Raw genomic sequence first — 18,948 nt, 5'->3', positions numbered from 1 at the left:
GTTGCTTATCCATTAATCACTGGTTGTCGCTCTTTCAATCTTCAAGGTATACGCCTGGTTGGCCAGTTCGATCCGCTCGCCCTGGAATTCATCATACAGTCTGATGGAGTATGTTCCGCCAGCCAGCTTTTTGTAGGCCTCGCTGCTGAAGGACACAGAGTATCTGTTGTTGTCCCCTTCCGTCAGATCCGTTCCAAGCGTGAGGCTCTTCTCTTGCGTCTGTCCGTAAGGATCGGTCATTTTGAGCACAAGCTTGTGGTCGAAAGAACCGACATCATAGCTGATATCACGCAGCAGGCTGTAATTCATGGTGATATTGATGGTATCGCTGCCGCGCGCATTGCGGCCTTCTGAGTTAAGAACGGATAAGGTATAAGGATACAGTGTAACCTTGGACAAATTGTTAACCGGCGTAATGTACTGCGGACTAAGTTCCAGTGCAGAGACATTGATGAAGCCTGTGGATTCCTGTCCAGCCTCTGTAAACTTGTTCCCGTTGATGCCAGGTCCCAAATAGAGTGTAACATCCGAGGCATCCACTGATTTCGGGAGCTTCGCCCAGAACGTAACCAGCTGCTTGCCGCCAGGTGTCGCCGCCATATCCGGCTGTACTGGAGTGGTCTCATACAGTTGTCCGTCTGCGGTTTTAAAGTAGGCCTGAAGGCGGGCCATTTTGCTTTGTCTTTTCTCTTCACTGCTCAAGAACATTTCCGTATAAACAATATTGGAGTTAATCCCTTGGTAGATGACTGTTTTGTTCTCCTGCACTTTGGCATTTTTACCTTTACCGACAATGGTATAGCTGCCGCCTCTGTCAACCTTGTATACGGCATCTGTTACACTGCTCGTGTTCAACGACAGGAATGGCACATTTTCTTCTTTCACTACAGAGTACAGATTCACCCGTGTTGATTTGAAATCCGTAGTATAAGGAATTTTGCTGAACACATATACCTCTGCACTTTTCCCTGGAGCAATGGAGGAAGCTTCCTTCTCCATGAACAGGTCCGTAGATGCTGACAAGTCGTTGTTGTCCAATTTTAGAGCGCCCTTAAGATCAGGTAAGGTAAGGTTCACCGATTGTGTATTGGTGATATTCAGCTTGGCGATCAGAATGTCGTCATTTTTCCATGGAAAACGCTGGAGAGACATCAAGCTATAGTCGAACGTGCCATATTGATTGGTGATCCGGTAATTCATAGCTTTTTGCGTGTCCGCACGGAGTGTGTAAGGAACGGCGAAATAAGCGACAGGAATAGACAGCTTAGCCGTAGCACTTGGAGAGATTGTTGTGCCTGGAGAATTAGAACCTCCGGTTCCAGCGGCTCCACCAGTTCCTGATCCCTCAGGTGTTGATCCCGAAGTCCCTGGTGTTCCTTGTGCTGGCGTACCAGGCGCATTGCCGCTGCTGTTTCCGCTGACCGATTCAATCATTTGCAGCTTCAGGGAGTTCTGCTCGACCTCAAGCGGAATCTGAGCGGTAAGTTGGACCACTTTTTCTTCCATGGGTTTCAAGCTCACTCCGCTCACGCCATTGGAGCTGATCGGGAAAGTTGTGCCTTTAGCAGTTCTAACCGAAAGATCATAGGAAGGCAGAACAACTGCTTGTTTGCCGGCATTTTTAAGCCGGAACTGGAAAGTCCATACCCCTGAGGCATCTTCCCCATAGACATTTGCGCCAGTCAACTGCAATTCGATGGTATTGCTGTTAATGCCGATTTTTTTGATAGCACCTTTGCCGACATTCAGATCGGGGGTCACAGCCGCAGGAAGCTTGGACGAAAATTTGGGGAGTTCAAACTTAAGCGTCTCATCCCTCTGGACATATTGCACCTTCATGTTGTCGGTCTTCAGGTACGGCGGAATTTCAGTCACGTAATAGATGGTTTTCTTCTCTAGCGGCTGAATTTTATATCCAGCCATCGAATTGTCGAGCGCCAGCTCGAATGCAGTTCCGCCTGCAGACATCAGGTATGCGGTATAGCCGGGGTCCGTGAGAACCTTATTCCCCTCATTGCTGAAGTTGATGCCAACCTTTGCGAATACCTTGCCGCCATACTTGTAGATCTGTAGGGATTCAGAGGCTGCGGAGACAGGAATATTACTGATGGTTATGTTCTGTCTTTGGCCGCTCACTGCACTCGGAGAATAATTAGCCGGAAGACTAAGGGCTCCGGCATGTCTCAGGTAACCTTTGCTTTTGGGGTCCCATACATACATTGTAACTTTAAGGCCTTTCAGTGAATTGATTTTGCCAATGTTGACGTAGTAGGTCACCCGTTCGGTTTGTTTGGAAACTACTTTGTTCTTAGCTGCATCGGCGGTCACCGGGTTGCCTGGAATAACGGAGCCTCCGGAAGTAACCACTCTCGAAAAATAATGGTTCAGACTTGCGTTGCTGCCGCCTGTGTTGGAATAGTTCAGCGTATAGGTCAAAATATTCCCGCCGGACTGAGACCAGATACTAACATCCTCTAACGTAGCTTTGACACCCGCCTCCAGCGGGATGGACCCCAGATTCTTAGGCGCGGCGCTGGCAGCAGGAGCTGCAGTTACCTTCGAACCGGCGTTGTTTGCTGCTGCCGGAGCGGCAGATGCAGGGTAAACAGACATTTGACCAATAATAAAAGTACTTAACAACAATGCGATATATGTAGTTCTATGCTTTCTCATTAATTTCCTCCCAAGAAGATTTACTAGGATTATTATAGAGGTTGAAGGTGAGGTAATTGTATCCAATTTGTAACCATTGGTTGCAATTTGTAACCTTCTGTTGAAAATTGCAATAATCTGTTAATTTGTAGCGGTTCCGAAGGCACGGCGGTATTGGTTGGGGGGCATTCCCTCAAACTGCCGGAATACTTTTATGAAATAGCTCGATTGGGCAAAACCGGTCTGGTGTGCGATTTCCGCAACGGAGAAACCGGTCGATACAAGCAGCAGCTTGGCTCTGGCCAGACGGCAGTCCGTCAAAAAGCGATTCGGAGTTTTGCCCATAATCAGCCGGAACAGACGCAGAAAATGATAGCTGCTGTAACCCGACAGCCGGGCCATACTCTCCAGCGTCCAGGCTCCGGCACACTCCCTGTGGATAATATTCGCCGCATTGCGGATGGAATGCCGGACCTCCAGGGAGACAGCACCGTCCTGCGGCTCGGAATTTTGCAGCAAGGTGATCAGGATTTCATACAGCAGCGCCGACAACCGCGGTTCGCAGCGGGTTTCATAGGACATGCCCAGCCGGTACATCTCTTCGAATAAGCTTTCTAGCCCGGCATCCGGATCAAATGTAAAAAAGTAGCCCCGCGACTGATCAACCATCTCCAGCAAAGGCAGCGGCAGCCCGGTTCCAAAATGAACCCAGCGTACATCCCAGGGCTGGCTCAGAGCGGAACCGTACTGCTGATAAGCTCCTCTGGGGAAAAGAAATCCTTTGCCTCTCCCCATCGGAATCCGTTCCCCTTCATGAAACACATAACCTTCCCCGGCAAAAATCAAATGTAGATTATAGCTGTTGAGCAGTCCCTCCGATCTTCTCTCCGCATGCTGCGGGAAGTTGCTGTAGTGACCCAGAAATTCCGGATAACATACATATTTGGTGTAGGCCGGTTTTGGCAGATAACATTGCTTATTCATTAGACGAACAACTCCCCTCCTTGCTATGCAACAATCTAGCAATATCGTTATATGAAAGCAATATATTGTTATATATTGTTCATTTCACTTGATAATACAATAGATATGTTACCGGAATAAAGCATATTTTTAATAATACAAATGAGCCTTTGGAGGTTATAATGAGCAAACCTGTCGTAAATGAACCCTTTGAGCTTGGCGTATGTTACTACCCCGAGCACTGGCCGGAGGAGCTGTGGGCCGACGATTACCGGCGGATGGCTGAAACCGGATTCACAATTGTCCGCCTGGCCGAATTTGCCTGGTCCATCTTTGAACCTGAGGAAGGTGTCTACCAATTCGAATTGTTCGACAAGGCTATTGGTCTGGCCCACAGCTATGGACTGAAGGTAATTCTGGGCACACCCACTGCCACGCCTCCCGCCTGGCTAACCGAACGTTATCCGGAAGTCCTGAATGTTACGGATGAGGGAGTTGTCCTGCAGCATGGTATGCGCCGCCACTACAATTACAGCAGCCCTAAGTACCGGGAGCTCTGTGCCGGAATCACCAGACAGCTTGCGCAGCATTATGCCAATCATCCGGGTGTAGCCGGCTGGCAGATTGACAACGAGCTGAACTGCGAAATCAATGTGTTCTACTCGGAGAGTGACCACCTGGCCTTCCGGCAGTGGGTACAGGCTAAATACGAAACGCTGGATCAGCTGAATGACGCTTGGGGGACTGTCTTCTGGAACCAGACCTACACCAGCTGGTCACAGGTCTTTCTGCCGCGTCCCACGCCTACAGCCAAACAGCCTAACCCGCATCAGGCGCTGGATGAGAAGCGGTTTATTTCGGATAATACGATTTCTTTTGCCAAAATCCAGGCAGATATCATCCGTGAACTGGCCCCCTCCCAATGGGTAACCACCAATGGCTTGTTCGGTCATCTGGATAGTCATGAGCTGAATGAGAAGCTCCTTGATTTCTTCAGCTATGACTCCTATCCTCAGTTCGCAAGCATTCATACGGACCCGGAAGAAGCAGAGCCGCTGCGGGACCGGAGCTGGAGTCTCTCGCTGTCGGCGGTCCGCTCCATCAGCCCGAACTTCTGCATTATGGAACAGCAATCCGGCCCCGGCGGCTGGGTTAACCGTATGAATATGCCTTCACCCAAACCGGGGCAAATGCGGCTCTGGACCTATCAGTCCATTGCCCATGGAGCGGACAAGCTGCTCTACTTCCGCTGGCGGACGGCAACGAGGGGCCATGAGATTTACTGGCACGGCCTGAATGATTATCACAACCAGCCGAACCGCAGAGTCAGGGAAGCCGCACAGATTGGACGGGAGCTGGCTGAAGCAGGCAAGCATATTACAGGCACCCGTAATCAGGCGGACGTTGCCATTGTGCGTGATTACGACAATGAATGGGACGGTGAATACGACGTCTGGCACGGACCGTTCATGTGGCAGAGCAACAAGGAGTGGTTCAAGGCGCTGCAAAAGCGGCATATCCCGAATGATGTCCTCTACATCCGCAGCAAGACCACGCTTAAGGACCTCATTCCGTATCAGGTGTTGATCTACCCGCATCCGGCGATAATGAGCGATGAGACTGCCGGACTGCTTGATCAGTATGTGCAGCAAGGCGGAACACTTATTTTTGGCTGCCGGACCGGATACAAGGATACCCGCGGACAGTGCTATATGCGGCCATTTCCCGGCGCAGCCAGGGATCTGTGCGGAATCACCGTTGAAGAATTCACCATGATCCAAGGCACCCGCCTGCCGACTTCTATCCGCTGGGGAAATGATCCTGAGGCACTTACTAGTGCGGATGCTTTTAACGATATTCTTCATGTGGAAGAGGACACTATAGAGGTCATGGGCACCTACGCGTCTGACTATTATGCCGGCAAACCTGCGGTTACCCGAAACCGGCGGGGCATGGGTGAAGTTTGGTACTACGGAGCCGTTTTTAATGCAGAAGCAGCCTATAAAATCATAGACAGCCTGAATCTTAGCTCCCCTGCTGATGAATGGCTGGAGCTGCCCCCGGAAGTGGAACTGCAAATCCGCAGCAATGATAAGTCCGGCTATGCATTCCTGTTGAACTACAGCGAAGAAGCCGTAACTATTACGCTCAAAGAGCATAAAACCGATCTGCTGACAGGTGAAACCCTCTCCGGCACTTGTGAGCTGGAGGGATTTGGAGTTCGGGTGCTCTATTAAAGTTTCAAGAAACTGGCTGAACCCGAAATAAAACCGGATTTATTAGGCACAGCACCCTGGCGGGAATAAGGGTCTTGGAGGTTACAAAGTCCGTATTTGTTGTATTTCGTGCAAGATGTCCGAGCGTTAACACCTGCGGGGAACCCTTTACGTGTCCTTCAGTAATTCCAAGTGGAAAAAGGGTAACTGATTTGCCCGATTCCCTTGTTCTCCGCAGGTTAAGTGGAAAAAGGGTAACTAATTCAGCTCATTTCGCCCCTTATTAGGGAATATGACCCAATTAAACATCCTTTTTCCACTTAAAACTTACTATTGTTGATTTCTGAGAGAAATAAGTTCCCTTTTTCCACTCAATATCGTTCATCTGCTTCTTTCTTCGCAAGCGTTAGTTGAAAAAAGGCTATTGAATCCGGCTGGTTTCCCCACAACAGAAAAACATCATAACTTCCTAATCATTAATCAAAAAAGAGACAGCTCCATAGAACCGTCTTTTATGAATATTAGTGTATATGCCGGGACATCTTCTTCAATTTAGTCCAAAAGCTTTTACAACCGCTTGATTTTTTGCAACATTTACATCCATTGTGTAAGGCATAATAGTCCCCCAATTTAATTACTACCATTTGATTTTTAAAAAAGAAAACAAAATGGTAAGTACATTAAATTATCGTATTCTAACATAAAGTTTGCTTATAGCTTCCACGTTTTCCGGACAAAACTCCCGATATCCCCAATTGCCTCCTGTGCTTCAGGGAGCACAGCGGACATCATCTGGAATACGCTCCACATGTTTTCCCAGATCTCAAGAGTGACCTCCCCTCCTTCAGCACGAATACGCTCCGCCAGCTTTTCGGCATCACTCAGCAGCACTTCCTGATCCCCGGCCTGGATCAACAGCGGCGGCAGCCCGCGCAAGCTAAGCTTAAGCGGAGAAAGCAGCGCAGGGAGCTCGCCGGCATAGCCGCCGAGGTAATCCCGCAGGATTCTCTGATTCCCCTCCCGGCTCCCTGTGGGGTCCAGTTCAGCCTTGCTGTCATAGGAGTCGCCGTCGAGATGAACGAGATCGCCATGCGGAGAGAGCAGGAACGCTGCAGCCGGAAGCTTCCCTCCTGAATCCCGCAGTGTGATCAATGTCATGAGTGCAAGCGTGGCACCTACAGAATCCCCGCCAAGGATAATGTCCTCCGGCTGAAGGCCCGTCTCCAGCAGCCGGCAATAGGCGGCATAACAATCATCATTGGCGGCGGGATACACATGCTCAGGAGCAAGACGGTACTCTACGGTCAGTACAGGCACACCGCTTGCGGCAGAAATTCTCGCAGCCAGATCACGGTAAATTTCACAGCCTCCGGAGATAAACCCTCCCCCGTGAAAATAGAGTATAACCTTCCTTCTGTCCTCCGAATTATGATCCTTACTGGCATCTACCCATTCCCCTTGAAGCCCGGGCATTTCTGCCTTCTCGGCAGATATGCCCGGAAGCTGCGGCAGCTGTTTGGCGGATTCTGCCAGCTCCAGACGAATTTGCACTGCTGTTTTTCCGGCAGTCTGGTTATTTTGCTTCAAATGATTTTTGATGGCATTAAGCATTTCCATTGAACTTGGCATCATGTACATCCTCCCGCATTCGCTTGATACCTGCATTCTAAACCCTGTATCCAGGTACAGAGTCAAGCAGCAATATGCCGGCAATATGCAATTGGGCTGATTCCATAGTCCAGTTGTTAATCCTCCATCTTGAGGATTTGCAGCGTCTCCTGCACACCCGGATGCCGTTCAGCAGATTCGAGGTTTCTTTTCAGATCACCAAGCAGCAGCCTGGTTTTCTCGCGTTTGGCAATTTCAAGGTCAACGGCGGTCATCTTCCGCTCAATAGCCATAATGAAATCAGGGATGCTTAAATTGCCACCCTCTGATTTCTTCAGCGCTTTTTTGATTTCACGCAGCGTGAAACCGCAGTTCTTGGCGTTCTGTATAAAAATAATCCGTGTAAGTGTCTCTTCCGTATACACCCGGTAACCCGAGGCCGTCCGCTGCGGCTGGGGAAGCAGCTCATGCTTCTCGTAGTACCTCAAGGTTTCAATATTCACGTTTGCTTCCTTTGCCAGTTCTCCGCGTAAATAGGTAACCATGATGAGCCTCCCTCCTGCCAATGACCTGTAACGATTATAATTTCAGTTTTTCTTTCAGCCGCAGTACCTCTGATTCTGAAAGCTCAGCCTCTCCGTATCTGGCCTGATTATAGAAATGGAGAAGCTCAGCGGACGCCGCCGCAGCAGAAGCCGCTTCATTCTTGCGTTGGCGCTTTCTCCCTGCATTCCATTCTGCAATGTCTGCCATGGTTTCTTGCGGCGTAAGATAGTTCCTCTGCAAATATCCTTCAGCACGTTTAGCATTCAGCCAGTGGCGGTACAGCCAGCGGGTCCGCTCGCGCCCGCCGTTCATTCCATCCCAGCGGTCCCGTCTGGAAGGATACGCCAGCCGGTTCCGCCAATAATCTCTGACTCCCTGAACCGTCTTCTCCCAAGTGAAGATGCTTTTCTCTTCGTCCCGGTAGGCGGTATTGTTCTGAATCGCCTCTCTTCGAAGCAAGGACAGCAGGGAATCAATGAATCTCCGCCACAATCCTCCCGTGTTGCGGTACAGCCAGCGGAGACCGTAATACAGCACTACCGCCAGCACTGCCGCTCCGAGGGCATAAAAAGCATAATCAAGAAGCATCGAGAGCAGGCCCGGCTCTTGCGTTTCTGCCGCCGGCATTTCGGGCATGACCGGCGGCGGAGCTTCCGGCGGCTCAGTCTCGCCGGAGCCGGAGAAGAGACGGCCTAGCCAGCCGAAGAATGCCTGAGCGGCATGCCAGATGAGCATTCCCAATGCTTTGCCTGCTCCCGCAGCAAGCGCAGCAGCAACCGCGATGAATAAAAGCACAAACAGACGGTTATGCCTCCGTAGGCCTGCCGGCAGCGGGGAGCCTGCCCCCGAGAAGGAACTATAACGCAAATGGCTGGTGTTGGAATCCAGCAAGGCCAGGATCAGGCATAGGCTGCCGCTCCAGGTTAAACCTGCTACACTCGGCTGCAGCAATGGAATCCTGGCGAAAGCAATGGTTGCTGCAAAATATACTGCCATACCGGCAACATAGAATCTGATCCTATTATCCCGGCCGGCAGCCGTCGTCCCCAGATATGCACAAATGGCAGCACCTGCAAAGAGTGGAATCTCTTTTAACGAAAATGCACCTGCCAGAACTCCCGCCACCGCCCCCAATATAAGCGCCGCCAGAAGCTGCTTCCACTTCCGGTTGCACTTTTGCCGTAGGAGTGCGCCTGTCATGGAGACAAGGGGCAGGGTATAAATCCAGGGAAGCAGAGCATCTCCCGACTGCAGATACTTCTGCAGTACGATCCACACCGGAAGGAACAGCAGCCATTCCACGATACAGGACAGCCAGAGCCTTAGTGCCGTTATTAAAGAGCCTGATGCCAATGCGTTCATGCGCTATCCCTCACTTCACCGGGAATATCCAGCCACTCCACACCATTCCCTGACAGCCTGAGCTGCTCAGCCGCCTGCTGAAGCTCAGCGCCGCGGTGACAGGAAATAATCAGATAATCCGTATCTGTGCTTCCACTCTCAGCCTCCAGCTCCAGGAGCCTGCTCATGGGCAGTACTCTTTCGAGGCTTAGCCTCGCCAGCAGACTAAGGAAGTCCTCCAGCCGGCCCATCGGCTCTGCATTGACGGGCTCATGCTCACTCTCCCCATCCAGTCTTCCATTGCTAAGGAACCCTGTCTCAATCCCATGCCCGGCTGCATAGCCGGCTATTGTAGCCGCGTATCGGATACCCAGCTCAATCCGCTCCATATCTGTAACCGTCCTCCACATGGAATCACTGATTTCCATGTTCAGGCAGATCATAAGCCGGGAATCGGCAGTGTAATCCTTGCGGTGAACCTGCATTTGTCCAGTGCGGGCCGTGGCTTTCCAATTGATGGAGCCCAGGGAATCTCCGGGACTGTATTCGCGTGTACCCGCCGTTAAGAACGGGTCGTGTACGATCCAGCGTTTGACGGGAAGCTCACCCAGCCAGCTGTGGATCGGAAGCGGCAGCTCGTACATATCCACCATTAGCGGATACACCATCAGCTCCAGCTGCAAGGGAATGGTCTGGGTATTGCGGCTAAGGCCAAACAAGTCTCCTGTAGTCATGGTTGCCGTATCCAGACGGAACAGGCCGCGTTTTTCACAGCGGACCCGGTGGGTGCGCTTGATATGACGATAAGGCCGCAGGTAGAACAGGCTCATATGGTTTTGGTAGATTTCCCCGCTGCTGATGCCGAGATTCTCCTGGCTTCCAAATTCGAGGCCTCTCGCGATGCTGGATTCCAGGCGGAGCCAAGGCAGGGGCAGAAGTTTGCCATTGCTGATCTCTTCTACCATTTCCACGGTTTCTCCCTCAAACGCAACCTGTGCCGAGAAATAACGGATATAATTCACTTTCTTCAGTGCATTCCGCTGATAGATTGCAGAAATGAACATCATCAGCAGCAATGTGCTGATGATGAACCAGGGCAGTGTCATCTTCTATTCCACCCTTCCACCTCTTGCGGCTGCCGGTGCCGGTTCCGCCGGAACCTCCACTTCACGCAGCACCTGCTGCACAAGCTCTGCAGCCTGCCCTTCCCGGGAACCCGGTCCGCGCTGCAGCAGCAGACGGTGGGCGAGCACCGGCACCGCCACTGCTTTGATATCATCGGGCAGCACATAATCTCTCTGCCGGATGAGCGCGTAGCCCTGGGCAGCACGAAGCAGCGCGAAGCCGGCACGGGGGCTTGCGCCCAGCTTGACGGATGGCGCTTGACGTGTCGCTTCAACAATTGCGGTGATGTAACCAAGCAGGTCATCGCTGACCGCTACCGCTGCAGCAAGCCGCTGAAGCTCCTGAATTTCACTCCCGGTTGCCACAGCAGACGTTTCCAATAAGGGGTTGTTCTCACGGAACCTCTGAAGGATATGAACTCCCTCTTCAAAAGTCGGATACCCTGTGGTAATCCTCATCAGGAACCGGTCCAGCTGCGCTTCAGGCAGCGGAAAGGTCCCCTGGCTGTCCACCGGATTCTGCGTCGCAATGACCAGAAAGGGCGCATCCAGCGTATGCGTTATCCCGTCGATGGTAATCTGGCGTTCTTCCATGCATTCCAGCAGGCTGGACTGGGTGCGTGGTGTAGCACGGTTGATTTCATCGGCCAGAAGAATGCTGGAGAACACCGGGCCGGGGCGGAACTGGAATTCGCCTGTTTTCTGGTTATAGAAATTGATTCCGCTAAGATCCGAAGGAAGCAGATCGGGCGTAAACTGTATACGCTTGAAGGAGCAGTCCAGCGAGCGCGCCAGTGTTTTGGCGAGCATGGTTTTGCCTGTGCCGGGCACATCTTCCAGCAGGACATGTCCATTTGCCAGCAGGGCGGTCAACAGCAGATCTACTCCTTCCGCTTTACCTACAATAACTTTAGCAAGATTCTCTCTTATTGCCTGTATGAGTGCGGCAGCTTCCTGAAGCATCATAAAGATTAACACCATCCGTTCCATATATAGGTATGTGCTGAAGCTTAATCATACCAGAAAGCGCCTCCAATTTATAATAGATAAGTCGCAGCTGTCATTTTACAGCCCTGCCAATCCTGGAGCGGATGTATAGGCATTGTCATGGAACAGAGTGTAAAAAAGGGGATCATCACCCTTTTTCCCTTCTGCTTGCTCAAGTGCAGGGCACAGCATGTTTGATCTTATGCCGCAGCAGTGACAGGTTGGTCTGCACATCCTCGATAAAAGCCTCCTGGGGCCTATAACCACCAGTTCATTCTGTGATTCGGAGACTGCTCTTTTCTGATTCCGCCAACAACTAACTAGTTCAACGGCTCTATCGGCCTGATAAGCTTTGATAAAGGAAATGGCAAGAGCTGAACCATGTCGCTCAAACCTCTTGCGTTCACAGCAAAAAGGAACCGGGCATGTCAGCACCCGATTCCTCTCCGTAAGTATAAATTTAATACATCTTCAGCTGAACCCTACCACCGGATGCGGGATGTAAGACTCTTCCAGCCGCTTAATCTCATCTGGGCTAAGGTTGATGGAGACTGCGGCAGCCGCATCCTCCAGATGTGCCATTTTGGTGGCTCCGACAATCGGTGCCGTCACTGGTTTCTTCTGCAGGACCCAGGCCAGTGCTACTTGAGCACGCGGAATCCTCCGTTCTTCGGCAATTTCCTTGACTCTGAGCGCTACAGTCCGGTCTGCCTCCACGGTCTTGGCGTACAATTGCTTGCCAAATTCATCGCTGGTTGAACGGGTACTTGCCTCGTCCCAGTCTCTGGTCAGGCGTCCTCTGGCGAGCGGACTCCACGGAATCACGCCTATCCCTTCAGCTTCGCAGAGCGGGAACATTTCCCGTTCCTCTTCACGGTACAGCAGGTTCACATAGTTCTGCATGGACACGAACCGGGTCCAGCCATGGCGTTCCGCGGCATGCAGCGCCTTCAGGAATTGCCAGGCGTGCATGGAGGAAGCGCCGATGTAACGGGCTTTGCCGGCCTTAACCACATCATGCAGCGCCTCCATGGTTTCTTCAATGGGTGTGGCCGGGTCCCAGCGGTGGATCTGATACAAATCCACATAATCTGTCCCCAGGCGCTTCAGACTATGGTCAATTTCACTCATGATCGCCTTACGCGACAGTCCGCCTCCGTTGGGTCCAGGGCGCATGGTTCCGTGCACCTTGGTCGCAATCACGACTTCATCGCGTGTGGTGAAATCCTTCAGCGCCCGGCCTACAATCTCCTCACTCGTTCCGTCGGAATAGACGTTGGCAGTGTCGAAGAAGTTAATGCCGAGATCCAGCGCTTTCTGGATAAACGGCCGGCTCGCCTCCTCATTCAGAGTCCAGGAGTGATTTCCCCGTTCCGGAATCCCATAACTCATACAACCCAGACAAATCCTTGAGACCTCAAGTCCGGTAGAGCCAAGCTTCACATATTCCATTGCTGACAGCAGCCTCCCTATTAAAAAGATAATAATTACCAATCTCCTATAGTATAGCGCTGTGAGCGGCAATTGAAAAACAAGGTACTCCGCGGATTGTCCTTACTAGGAGGCTCTAATCCAATTCTGCTGCCAGGCTTCTAAGACCCTATTGGATGGTTGCACCAATATTTGTACCGCTTGGAGTACCAGAGCCAATCAGATCACTGCCGGTAGCCAGCTTCAGGAAATTGCCAAGAGTGAAGGAGCCGTCTGCATTACGCACAACCGAAGGAGTCAGACTCACGAAATCGGCGCTGCTGACAACGAGACCCTTGCCGTTCGCGCTGGCATTGCTCTTCCACCAGACGTTGGTGCTGGAAACATCCGTGCCGCTCGTTTTGTCGCTTGATGCACCGGCAAAGCTCAGGTTATTCGTGAACATGTGAGTGCCTGTATCAAAAGCAAAGTTGCTCTGTCCATTGCTCCATGAGGTACTGTTCGTTAATTGAATGGAACCCGGATTGCTGTTGTAGGTAAAGCCGTGTTTTTTATTCTGGAAGGCGACACTGTTGGTTACAATGTGGTTCACGGCAATTTTGTCCCCGCCCAGCTTGAAGCCGTTACCGTCACTGTTGGTGGTGGTGTTGCCATCAGAGGTTTGACCATTCTTGTACGCCACACTGTTCTTGATCGTTACAATGCCAATTGGACCCGTATCCGTTTTGGTGTACAAATCCCATCCGTCATCAGTATTCCAGGCCGAAATGCATTTATCGAATACATTGCCGGGGCCGATCGTCAGCTTGGCGGCAAAGCCGTCTGCATCTTCCCCGTTGTCCGGGTCAAAGTTGTCGTGGGAATACACACCGATGACCTGGTTGTAGCTTGGCCAGTCGCTCATGCTCGTGGCAGTTGAAGCATAGCGGCTGATTTGCAGACCGGAATCCCGGTTATGGTGAGTCTCCACGTTCTCAATAATGTTGTAGTTGCCGCCGATGAAGATCCCGTTATCTCCAGCTCCCTTGACTTCCAGACCTTTGACATTCCAGTAGTGGCCGAAGATTTGCAGTCCGCGTTCAGTAGAAGCAAAGCTCTCTCCCGAGAAATCAAGCACCGGCTTCTCACTTCCGTAAGCAACAATGTTCTTGCGTGAGCTGGATGTACCGCTGTTGTCCCGCTCTATAGTTACAGGTGAAGAGAAGGAATACGTTCCGCCCCGCATATAGATGGTCCCCCCGGCAGCGATCTTAGTCAGTGCCGATCTCAGGGTAGTCGGGCTTCCAATCGTTCCTGCATTACCAGCTGCACCGTTAGGCGCTACATATAAAGTACCTGAAACCGGGGTCGAAGTTGGTGTTGGTGTTGGTGTTGGTGTTGGTGTTGATGTTGGTGTTGGTGTTGGTGTAGCAGTAGGCGCTGCCGTTGCTGTCGGTGAAGGAGTAGACGTAGGCGCTGCTGTCGGACTCGTTGTTGGTGCTACAGTGGCGGTTGCAGTTGCCGTTGGAGTAGACGTTGGAGCAGTAGTGGTACCGCTTACAATAACATTATCGAATTTGGCGGACGTCTTGTATGCAATCAGTCCGATCCCGCCGGAAGACAAAATGTTATCGTGTGCATTTAGCTGCAGCACATTATTCACATACATGTTAATCGAATCTCCGCTCAGCTCCAGCTTAACGGCATAGACAGTTCCTGCGGTGATGGCATAGCCGGTTTTGGTTGCGAGCGTCGTGCTTTCACCACCGGCCTTCTTGCGGATTTCCAGTGTGCCGCCATTCGAATTCGATATCGAAGCGGCATAGTAATTGTTCCCGTCCGTATAGCGTCCGCACACATATGTACGGTTGTTTCCGTTGAAATTATCGACTTTCACATCAGCTTGAACGCTATAATCGCTCCAGGAGCTGCTGCCTGCCGAGGTGCGTCCTTCGGAGCTGCCGGATTGATAATATACATGAGAGCTGCCATCCTGTACTACAGACCATGTGCCTGTTGTACTGGTCCAATTACCGGCGCTGCCGGACTCAAAATCATCACTGAAGAGGCTTGCCGCCTGTACTGACGGTATACCCCATTGCAGGCCGCCAAAAGCGAGTACAGCAGAAAGAGCAATTGATGCGGTGAACGCAAATCTCTTTTTTATTTTCACGTTAACATTTACCTCCAGAGTGTTTTTTATTTTTCAGAACCGGTTGCAAGCTGTTGCATTCTTGTATTTTTCTTGCTGTCCTTGCGAAATACAGCTTTTAATTTTAAATTTCATTGCACTCTCCCTTCATCACTGAAATGCAGATTGCAGAAAAAATCTTTTTTTTGCAGCAGTCTGCCTAATCTCAACTATAAGTAAATATTTGGAATTGTAAAGATGTTTTTTCGGAATATTATTACAGAACTATGAATTGTCGAACCTTTCATGACAATAGAATAGAGAAAAGACCCGCAAAAACACATACGTTTTTGGGGCCTTATTACTCTCCTTATCCTATAACGCCGAACCTCAGCTTTGGACAAAAGGCTTCAGCTGCTTAAGCAGGCTCTGCAGTTGTTCTGAGCATTGGCCGTACATTTTCTTCGCCTGTTCATTGCTGGTAGAAAGACTGAACAGCTCCAAGTCCGCTTCACATTTCTTCAGCAGGGCGTAAAGCTGGGGTTTTTCCTGCGTTTGCGGGACCTCAACACTGTCTGTGTACAAATCTACAGTGAGCTCACCATAGGAATCCACTTGGCCCAGATACACATTTTCGGGGGACAGATTCAGCTTTTCCAGTTTCCCCTGCAGCCAGCCGCGTGTCAGCCCCAATGCATCCAAGGGTTCATCCATGATCTCGCCATCCATAATAACTGCTTGAGTTTCCTGCTCCGGTGCTACCTTCACCCCAAGGTGCTTGGGTGTCAGCGGCTGGTTCTCTCGGGTCAGCAGCACATTGATCGCCCCATCCGATTCCATAATGGCAAATTCCACATCGGCCAACTTAAATACATCCTTTTTCCGGAGCTCTGCCAGCAATTCATCCGTGGTCAACCGCTCTTTTTTCATATTGTCTTCGAGAACTTTACCGTCCTTAATCAATACAGTGGATTTAAAATCGATGAAATCTCTGGCTTTCTTGCTCTTGATCTGCAGATACTCAATTCCCAGGGAAAAGGCAACCCAAACAACTAGCGCAATGACTCCCAGATGCCACGTTTTGTCCGTGTCCAAGGAGATGTAAGCTGCAAGACTACCCACAGTAATCCCTGTAATGTATTCAAAGAACGAGAGCTGTGAAACCTGTCTTTTACCGAGCAGCTTCGTCAAAAAGAAGAGCACAACCACCGCAAAAACGGTGCGCCAAACTACCTCAAGCCATTCCGGCATTTTGTAACCTCCCGATTATCCTGTATTCACGTCTGTCGCCCTTCATTATTTGTCAGAAGGAACGGAATTAACCATGAAATTTTTGCTGGCTGACAAGTAGAGTATACAATTCTTGGTCCCAACAGATACTATATCGCGTTAACGAACCATCATTCGAGGGAGGTGTAAGAAATGACCGTAGCTTCTCAAGTGAAAACCTGTGTCTCTTCTTTGAAGAGCGCCCAGGCCAGCCTGGAGCAATTTGCAATGGAAACGCAGAACCAGGAAGCCAAGACCCTGTTCACCAATGCAGCCCAGCAAACCCAGCAAATTGTGGATCAAGTGCAAAGCCGCGTGACTGAGCTGGAAAATGAGGAACCGCAATATAAAGGGTTTTAAATCCATTTGAAGAGGTTCAGAAAAAAACAGGCTGTCTCTCTGGCACTTCTGCTGAGGGACAACCTGTTAATGATCCTGTACTTTATCGGCTTCAGGAACCTTGAATTAATTCTTTTGTTTCAGCCACTTCGACAATTTGCCAGTTTCGATGCCCGCCAGCAACACAATCCCAATACCATGGGTATCATTCGTCAACGCGTTCAGCTCGACCTTATAATATTCAGGTGTGAAGGAATATCCGGAACCCCGGCATACCCCGTGTACATTCCCGAACCGGTCAATGCCATATTTCGTCAGGGCTTCCCAACCCCTGTTCACCGCCATTACCGCTTTGGACTTCATGTCCTCCCTAATCCAGCCGTGGCGGACTCCTCTGGATAAACCGTAAACAAACATACTGGTGCAGGAGGTTTCCTCATAGGAATCCGGATGAGTCAACACCTGATGCCACAGCCCGCTGGTTCCCTGCAAAGCCATATACCCTTCAGCAAGCTCATTGTAGAATGTCAGCAGGTCCTCCCGCTCCACGTGCGTTTCCGGCATAACCTCCAGCAACTCCGACAGGGAGAAGAACACCCAGCCGTTGCCCCGGCCCCATGGGACATTGGTAGGCTTGTTGTGCTTAAAGTCGTACACATGGGACATGATCTTGAATTCAGGAATAAACAGATACTTCTTAAACCGGTTAAATTGTCTTGCTGCATCATCCAGATATTTGGCTTCCCCCGTCAGCCGGTAATAGCGGATTAAGAACGGGGTGCTCATATACAGGTCGTCAGCCCATAGCGTATTTTCCTGGAAGCTGTTAAGGCAGATGCGGAAGAAGGCTCCATCTTCAAGCCGTTCCTGCTTATATTCCATATGATTCGCGATCTGTTCAACCAGATAAGGAGTATGAGGATCCTGCGAGTCACTGTATGCTTCGAGCACAGCGGAGCCGAATGAACCGCAGTCATCCAGCATATCCATTTCTACCAGCTGATTGTTTACCGAGGGATAGCCGTACTGCTCCGCATCCCATTTCGCATATTTATAGATCCGGGTGCATTCTGTAATATGGTTCACCGCATAATCGAGGATTCCCTGCTTCTGTAAGAATCTGCCGGTCTGCAGCAGCCCGTAAAGCGTAACCCCAAGGGGATAATTCCATTTGGCGAAGAGAGCATTGTCTAAGTAAGGTCTTACCCATGTATCCGGCCGGTCCACCCTCCAGAAGTATTGGCTATCCCCCTGTTCAAACAAACGGTACAGGGAACAAATGCTATCGGCGGGTTCCTCCAGCTGTTTGTCAAAAGGCCCCAGGTACAGCCATGGTTCGCAGCTCCCCTTTACACCTCTCGGAATCGATAATGCAACGTTTTCCCCATCGATGATGAAGTCAAAGCCGTACTCCCATCCGTTTTCCGGGGAACACAGCTCCACCAGCACCTCATGCTTCCCCGGCTCCAGCTTGAATTCGGCCATATCCGATGGCTTCAGCGCTCCTGAAAACACCTCGCTGCCATCAAGCCACACCCTCAGCTTCCCTGTGGAACTCCCCTTCAGGCTGCACACCTTTGAGCCAGCGCTGGAATGGCTAAGCTCTGACCAGAGGTAGGCCACCTTGTGGGGCATATTGCCGAAAATCCGCGTGCACGGATTCAACTTCATTTGTTCTATATCCCAGGAAAGCTCGGGGTGCCAGACCATGCCGGATTGCTCTTCCAGAACAGTATATTCCGGAATATGCTCTTCGCTGAAACAGTCCGCGTCCATTGCGTCAGAATAGATCCAGCCGGCCTGTCCCTTTCTTTCCTGGAAGGGAGACATAAACTCCATGGGATTCCATTTGGTGTGCAGCGTACCAAAAATCCCGCCAAAACCTGATGCTGTCTTCACAAACTTAATGCATACAGAATTCCAGCCCTTTTGCAGCTTGGCACGAATGCCTTTATTTACCTTAGGATTTGCTTCTTCATGAATATCGGATTTATACAGAAATTCCCGGTTCAAATAAACAGCAGTTGGACCATAGCAGCTCACTCCAAAGTCCGTCCACCCGTCATGGTTGCTCCAGAGCAGACCAAAGACATAAGCATACTGGCCCGGTTTGGCTTCTGGCAGCTTCTCCTCTAAATTCATGTCATATCTTCCATTATTCTTCTTAAGAAAGCCTTCCCGCGAAAAACTCCGGAACTCCAAAGGAAGCGCAGGATTCCTTCCAATGTAGGCATTGGCAACGGTTTCAAGAATCTCATCTGTACGGTCATACAACTTCGAATAAATACTTTCCTGTTCATCAAAATAGGGCTTCATCATCACAACTCCTTTATGAAGTATTCTACGATTTATGTTAGCATAT

Annotated in this window: 12 protein-coding genes and 2 pseudogenes; 2 read left to right on the top strand and 12 right to left on the bottom strand. The window is 50.6% G+C overall.

Going from position 1 to position 18,948, the window contains the following annotated elements:
- Positions 1–12: 12 nt before the first annotated feature.
- Together BLQ82_RS04405 and BLQ82_RS04400 are read right to left on the bottom strand one after the other, a co-directional pair.
- Positions 13–2,673: a hypothetical protein gene (locus BLQ82_RS04405; protein ID WP_062528042.1), complete on the bottom strand. Its 2,661-nt coding sequence runs from the start codon at positions 2,671–2,673 to the stop codon at positions 13–15.
- 120 nt (positions 2,674–2,793) lie between these two features.
- A complete protein-coding gene (locus BLQ82_RS04400; RefSeq protein WP_062528039.1) occupies positions 2,794–3,636 on the bottom strand; it encodes a helix-turn-helix transcriptional regulator in 843 nt (280 codons plus the stop codon).
- Between the two features lie 161 nt (positions 3,637–3,797).
- Here BLQ82_RS04400 and BLQ82_RS04395 point away from each other — a divergent pair, with 161 nt between their 5' ends.
- On the top strand, positions 3,798–5,852 hold the full coding sequence (locus BLQ82_RS04395; RefSeq protein WP_062528037.1) for a beta-galactosidase: 2,055 nt from the start codon (positions 3,798–3,800) through the stop codon (positions 5,850–5,852).
- Positions 5,853–6,542: 690 nt separating this feature from the next.
- Here the strand turns inward: BLQ82_RS04395 and BLQ82_RS04390 are convergent.
- The 9 genes and pseudogenes from BLQ82_RS04390 to BLQ82_RS04355 form a co-directional block, all read right to left on the bottom strand.
- Entirely contained in the window at positions 6,543–7,463 is a 921-nt protein-coding gene (locus BLQ82_RS04390; RefSeq protein ID WP_062528035.1) for an alpha/beta hydrolase, read from the bottom strand.
- Positions 7,464–7,576: 113 nt separating this feature from the next.
- On the bottom strand, positions 7,577–7,984 hold the full coding sequence (locus BLQ82_RS04385) for a MerR family transcriptional regulator (protein ID WP_062528033.1): 408 nt from the start codon (positions 7,982–7,984) through the stop codon (positions 7,577–7,579).
- Between the two features lie 34 nt (positions 7,985–8,018).
- Positions 8,019–9,347, bottom strand: coding sequence for a hypothetical protein (locus BLQ82_RS04380; protein ID WP_062528031.1), 1,329 nt, complete (start codon positions 9,345–9,347; stop codon positions 8,019–8,021).
- Entirely contained in the window at positions 9,344–10,432 is a 1,089-nt protein-coding gene (locus BLQ82_RS04375) for a DUF58 domain-containing protein (RefSeq protein ID WP_062528029.1), read from the bottom strand. The genes BLQ82_RS04380 and BLQ82_RS04375 overlap by 4 nt, the downstream gene beginning before the upstream one ends.
- A 3-nt stretch (positions 10,433–10,435) precedes the next feature.
- The gene (locus tag BLQ82_RS04370) at positions 10,436–11,416 is read right to left on the bottom strand and encodes an AAA family ATPase (protein WP_062528027.1); all 981 of its coding nucleotides are present in this window, start codon (positions 11,414–11,416) and stop codon (positions 10,436–10,438) included.
- Positions 11,417–11,627: 211 nt separating this feature from the next.
- Positions 11,628–11,740, bottom strand: a pseudogene (locus tag BLQ82_RS33140) (spore germination protein); the annotation flags it as partial.
- Between the two features lie 168 nt (positions 11,741–11,908).
- Positions 11,909–12,889, bottom strand: a complete 981-nt coding sequence (locus BLQ82_RS04365) for an aldo/keto reductase (protein WP_062528024.1) — start codon at positions 12,887–12,889, stop codon at positions 11,909–11,911.
- 148 nt (positions 12,890–13,037) lie between these two features.
- A pseudogene (locus BLQ82_RS04360) lies at positions 13,038–14,204 on the bottom strand (right-handed parallel beta-helix repeat-containing protein); the annotation flags it as partial.
- Between the two features lie 1,164 nt (positions 14,205–15,368).
- Positions 15,369–16,229, bottom strand: a complete 861-nt coding sequence (locus tag BLQ82_RS04355) for a DUF421 domain-containing protein (protein ID WP_062528022.1) — start codon at positions 16,227–16,229, stop codon at positions 15,369–15,371.
- Positions 16,230–16,400: 171 nt separating this feature from the next.
- Here BLQ82_RS04355 and BLQ82_RS04350 point away from each other — a divergent pair, with 171 nt between their 5' ends.
- The gene (locus BLQ82_RS04350) at positions 16,401–16,607 is read left to right on the top strand and encodes a DUF1657 domain-containing protein (RefSeq protein ID WP_062528020.1); all 207 of its coding nucleotides are present in this window, start codon (positions 16,401–16,403) and stop codon (positions 16,605–16,607) included.
- Between the two features lie 105 nt (positions 16,608–16,712).
- Here BLQ82_RS04350 and BLQ82_RS04345 read toward each other — a convergent pair whose 3' ends face one another.
- Complete coding sequence (locus BLQ82_RS04345) at positions 16,713–18,905, bottom strand: glycoside hydrolase family 88/105 protein (RefSeq protein ID WP_163704409.1); 2,193 nt, start codon at positions 18,903–18,905, stop codon at positions 16,713–16,715.
- Positions 18,906–18,948 lie beyond the last annotated feature (43 nt).

This window comes from Paenibacillus jilunlii, assembly GCF_900102965.1.
In the GTDB taxonomy this organism is placed as follows: domain Bacteria; phylum Bacillota; class Bacilli; order Paenibacillales; family Paenibacillaceae; genus Paenibacillus_AQ; species Paenibacillus_AQ jilunlii.
The sequence above is the reverse complement of the archived record's forward strand: the minus strand, read 5'-3'. Positions and strand labels throughout refer to the sequence as shown.

Coding starts and splice junctions, on each gene's coding strand:
- BLQ82_RS04405 (WP_062528042.1), bottom strand. CDS start 2,673: ATGAGAAAGCATAGAACTACATATATCGCATTGTTGTTAAGTACTTTT.
- BLQ82_RS04400 (WP_062528039.1), bottom strand. CDS start 3,636: ATGAATAAGCAATGTTATCTGCCAAAACCGGCCTACACCAAATATGTA.
- BLQ82_RS04395 (WP_062528037.1), top strand. CDS start 3,798: ATGAGCAAACCTGTCGTAAATGAACCCTTTGAGCTTGGCGTATGTTAC.
- BLQ82_RS04390 (WP_062528035.1), bottom strand. CDS start 7,463: ATGATGCCAAGTTCAATGGAAATGCTTAATGCCATCAAAAATCATTTG.
- BLQ82_RS04385 (WP_062528033.1), bottom strand. CDS start 7,984: ATGGTTACCTATTTACGCGGAGAACTGGCAAAGGAAGCAAACGTGAAT.
- BLQ82_RS04380 (WP_062528031.1), bottom strand. CDS start 9,347: ATGAACGCATTGGCATCAGGCTCTTTAATAACGGCACTAAGGCTCTGG.
- BLQ82_RS04375 (WP_062528029.1), bottom strand. CDS start 10,432: ATGACACTGCCCTGGTTCATCATCAGCACATTGCTGCTGATGATGTTC.
- BLQ82_RS04370 (WP_062528027.1), bottom strand. CDS start 11,416: ATGATGCTTCAGGAAGCTGCCGCACTCATACAGGCAATAAGAGAGAAT.
- BLQ82_RS04365 (WP_062528024.1), bottom strand. CDS start 12,889: ATGGAATATGTGAAGCTTGGCTCTACCGGACTTGAGGTCTCAAGGATT.
- BLQ82_RS04355 (WP_062528022.1), bottom strand. CDS start 16,229: ATGCCGGAATGGCTTGAGGTAGTTTGGCGCACCGTTTTTGCGGTGGTT.
- BLQ82_RS04350 (WP_062528020.1), top strand. CDS start 16,401: ATGACCGTAGCTTCTCAAGTGAAAACCTGTGTCTCTTCTTTGAAGAGC.
- BLQ82_RS04345 (WP_163704409.1), bottom strand. CDS start 18,905: ATGATGAAGCCCTATTTTGATGAACAGGAAAGTATTTATTCGAAGTTG.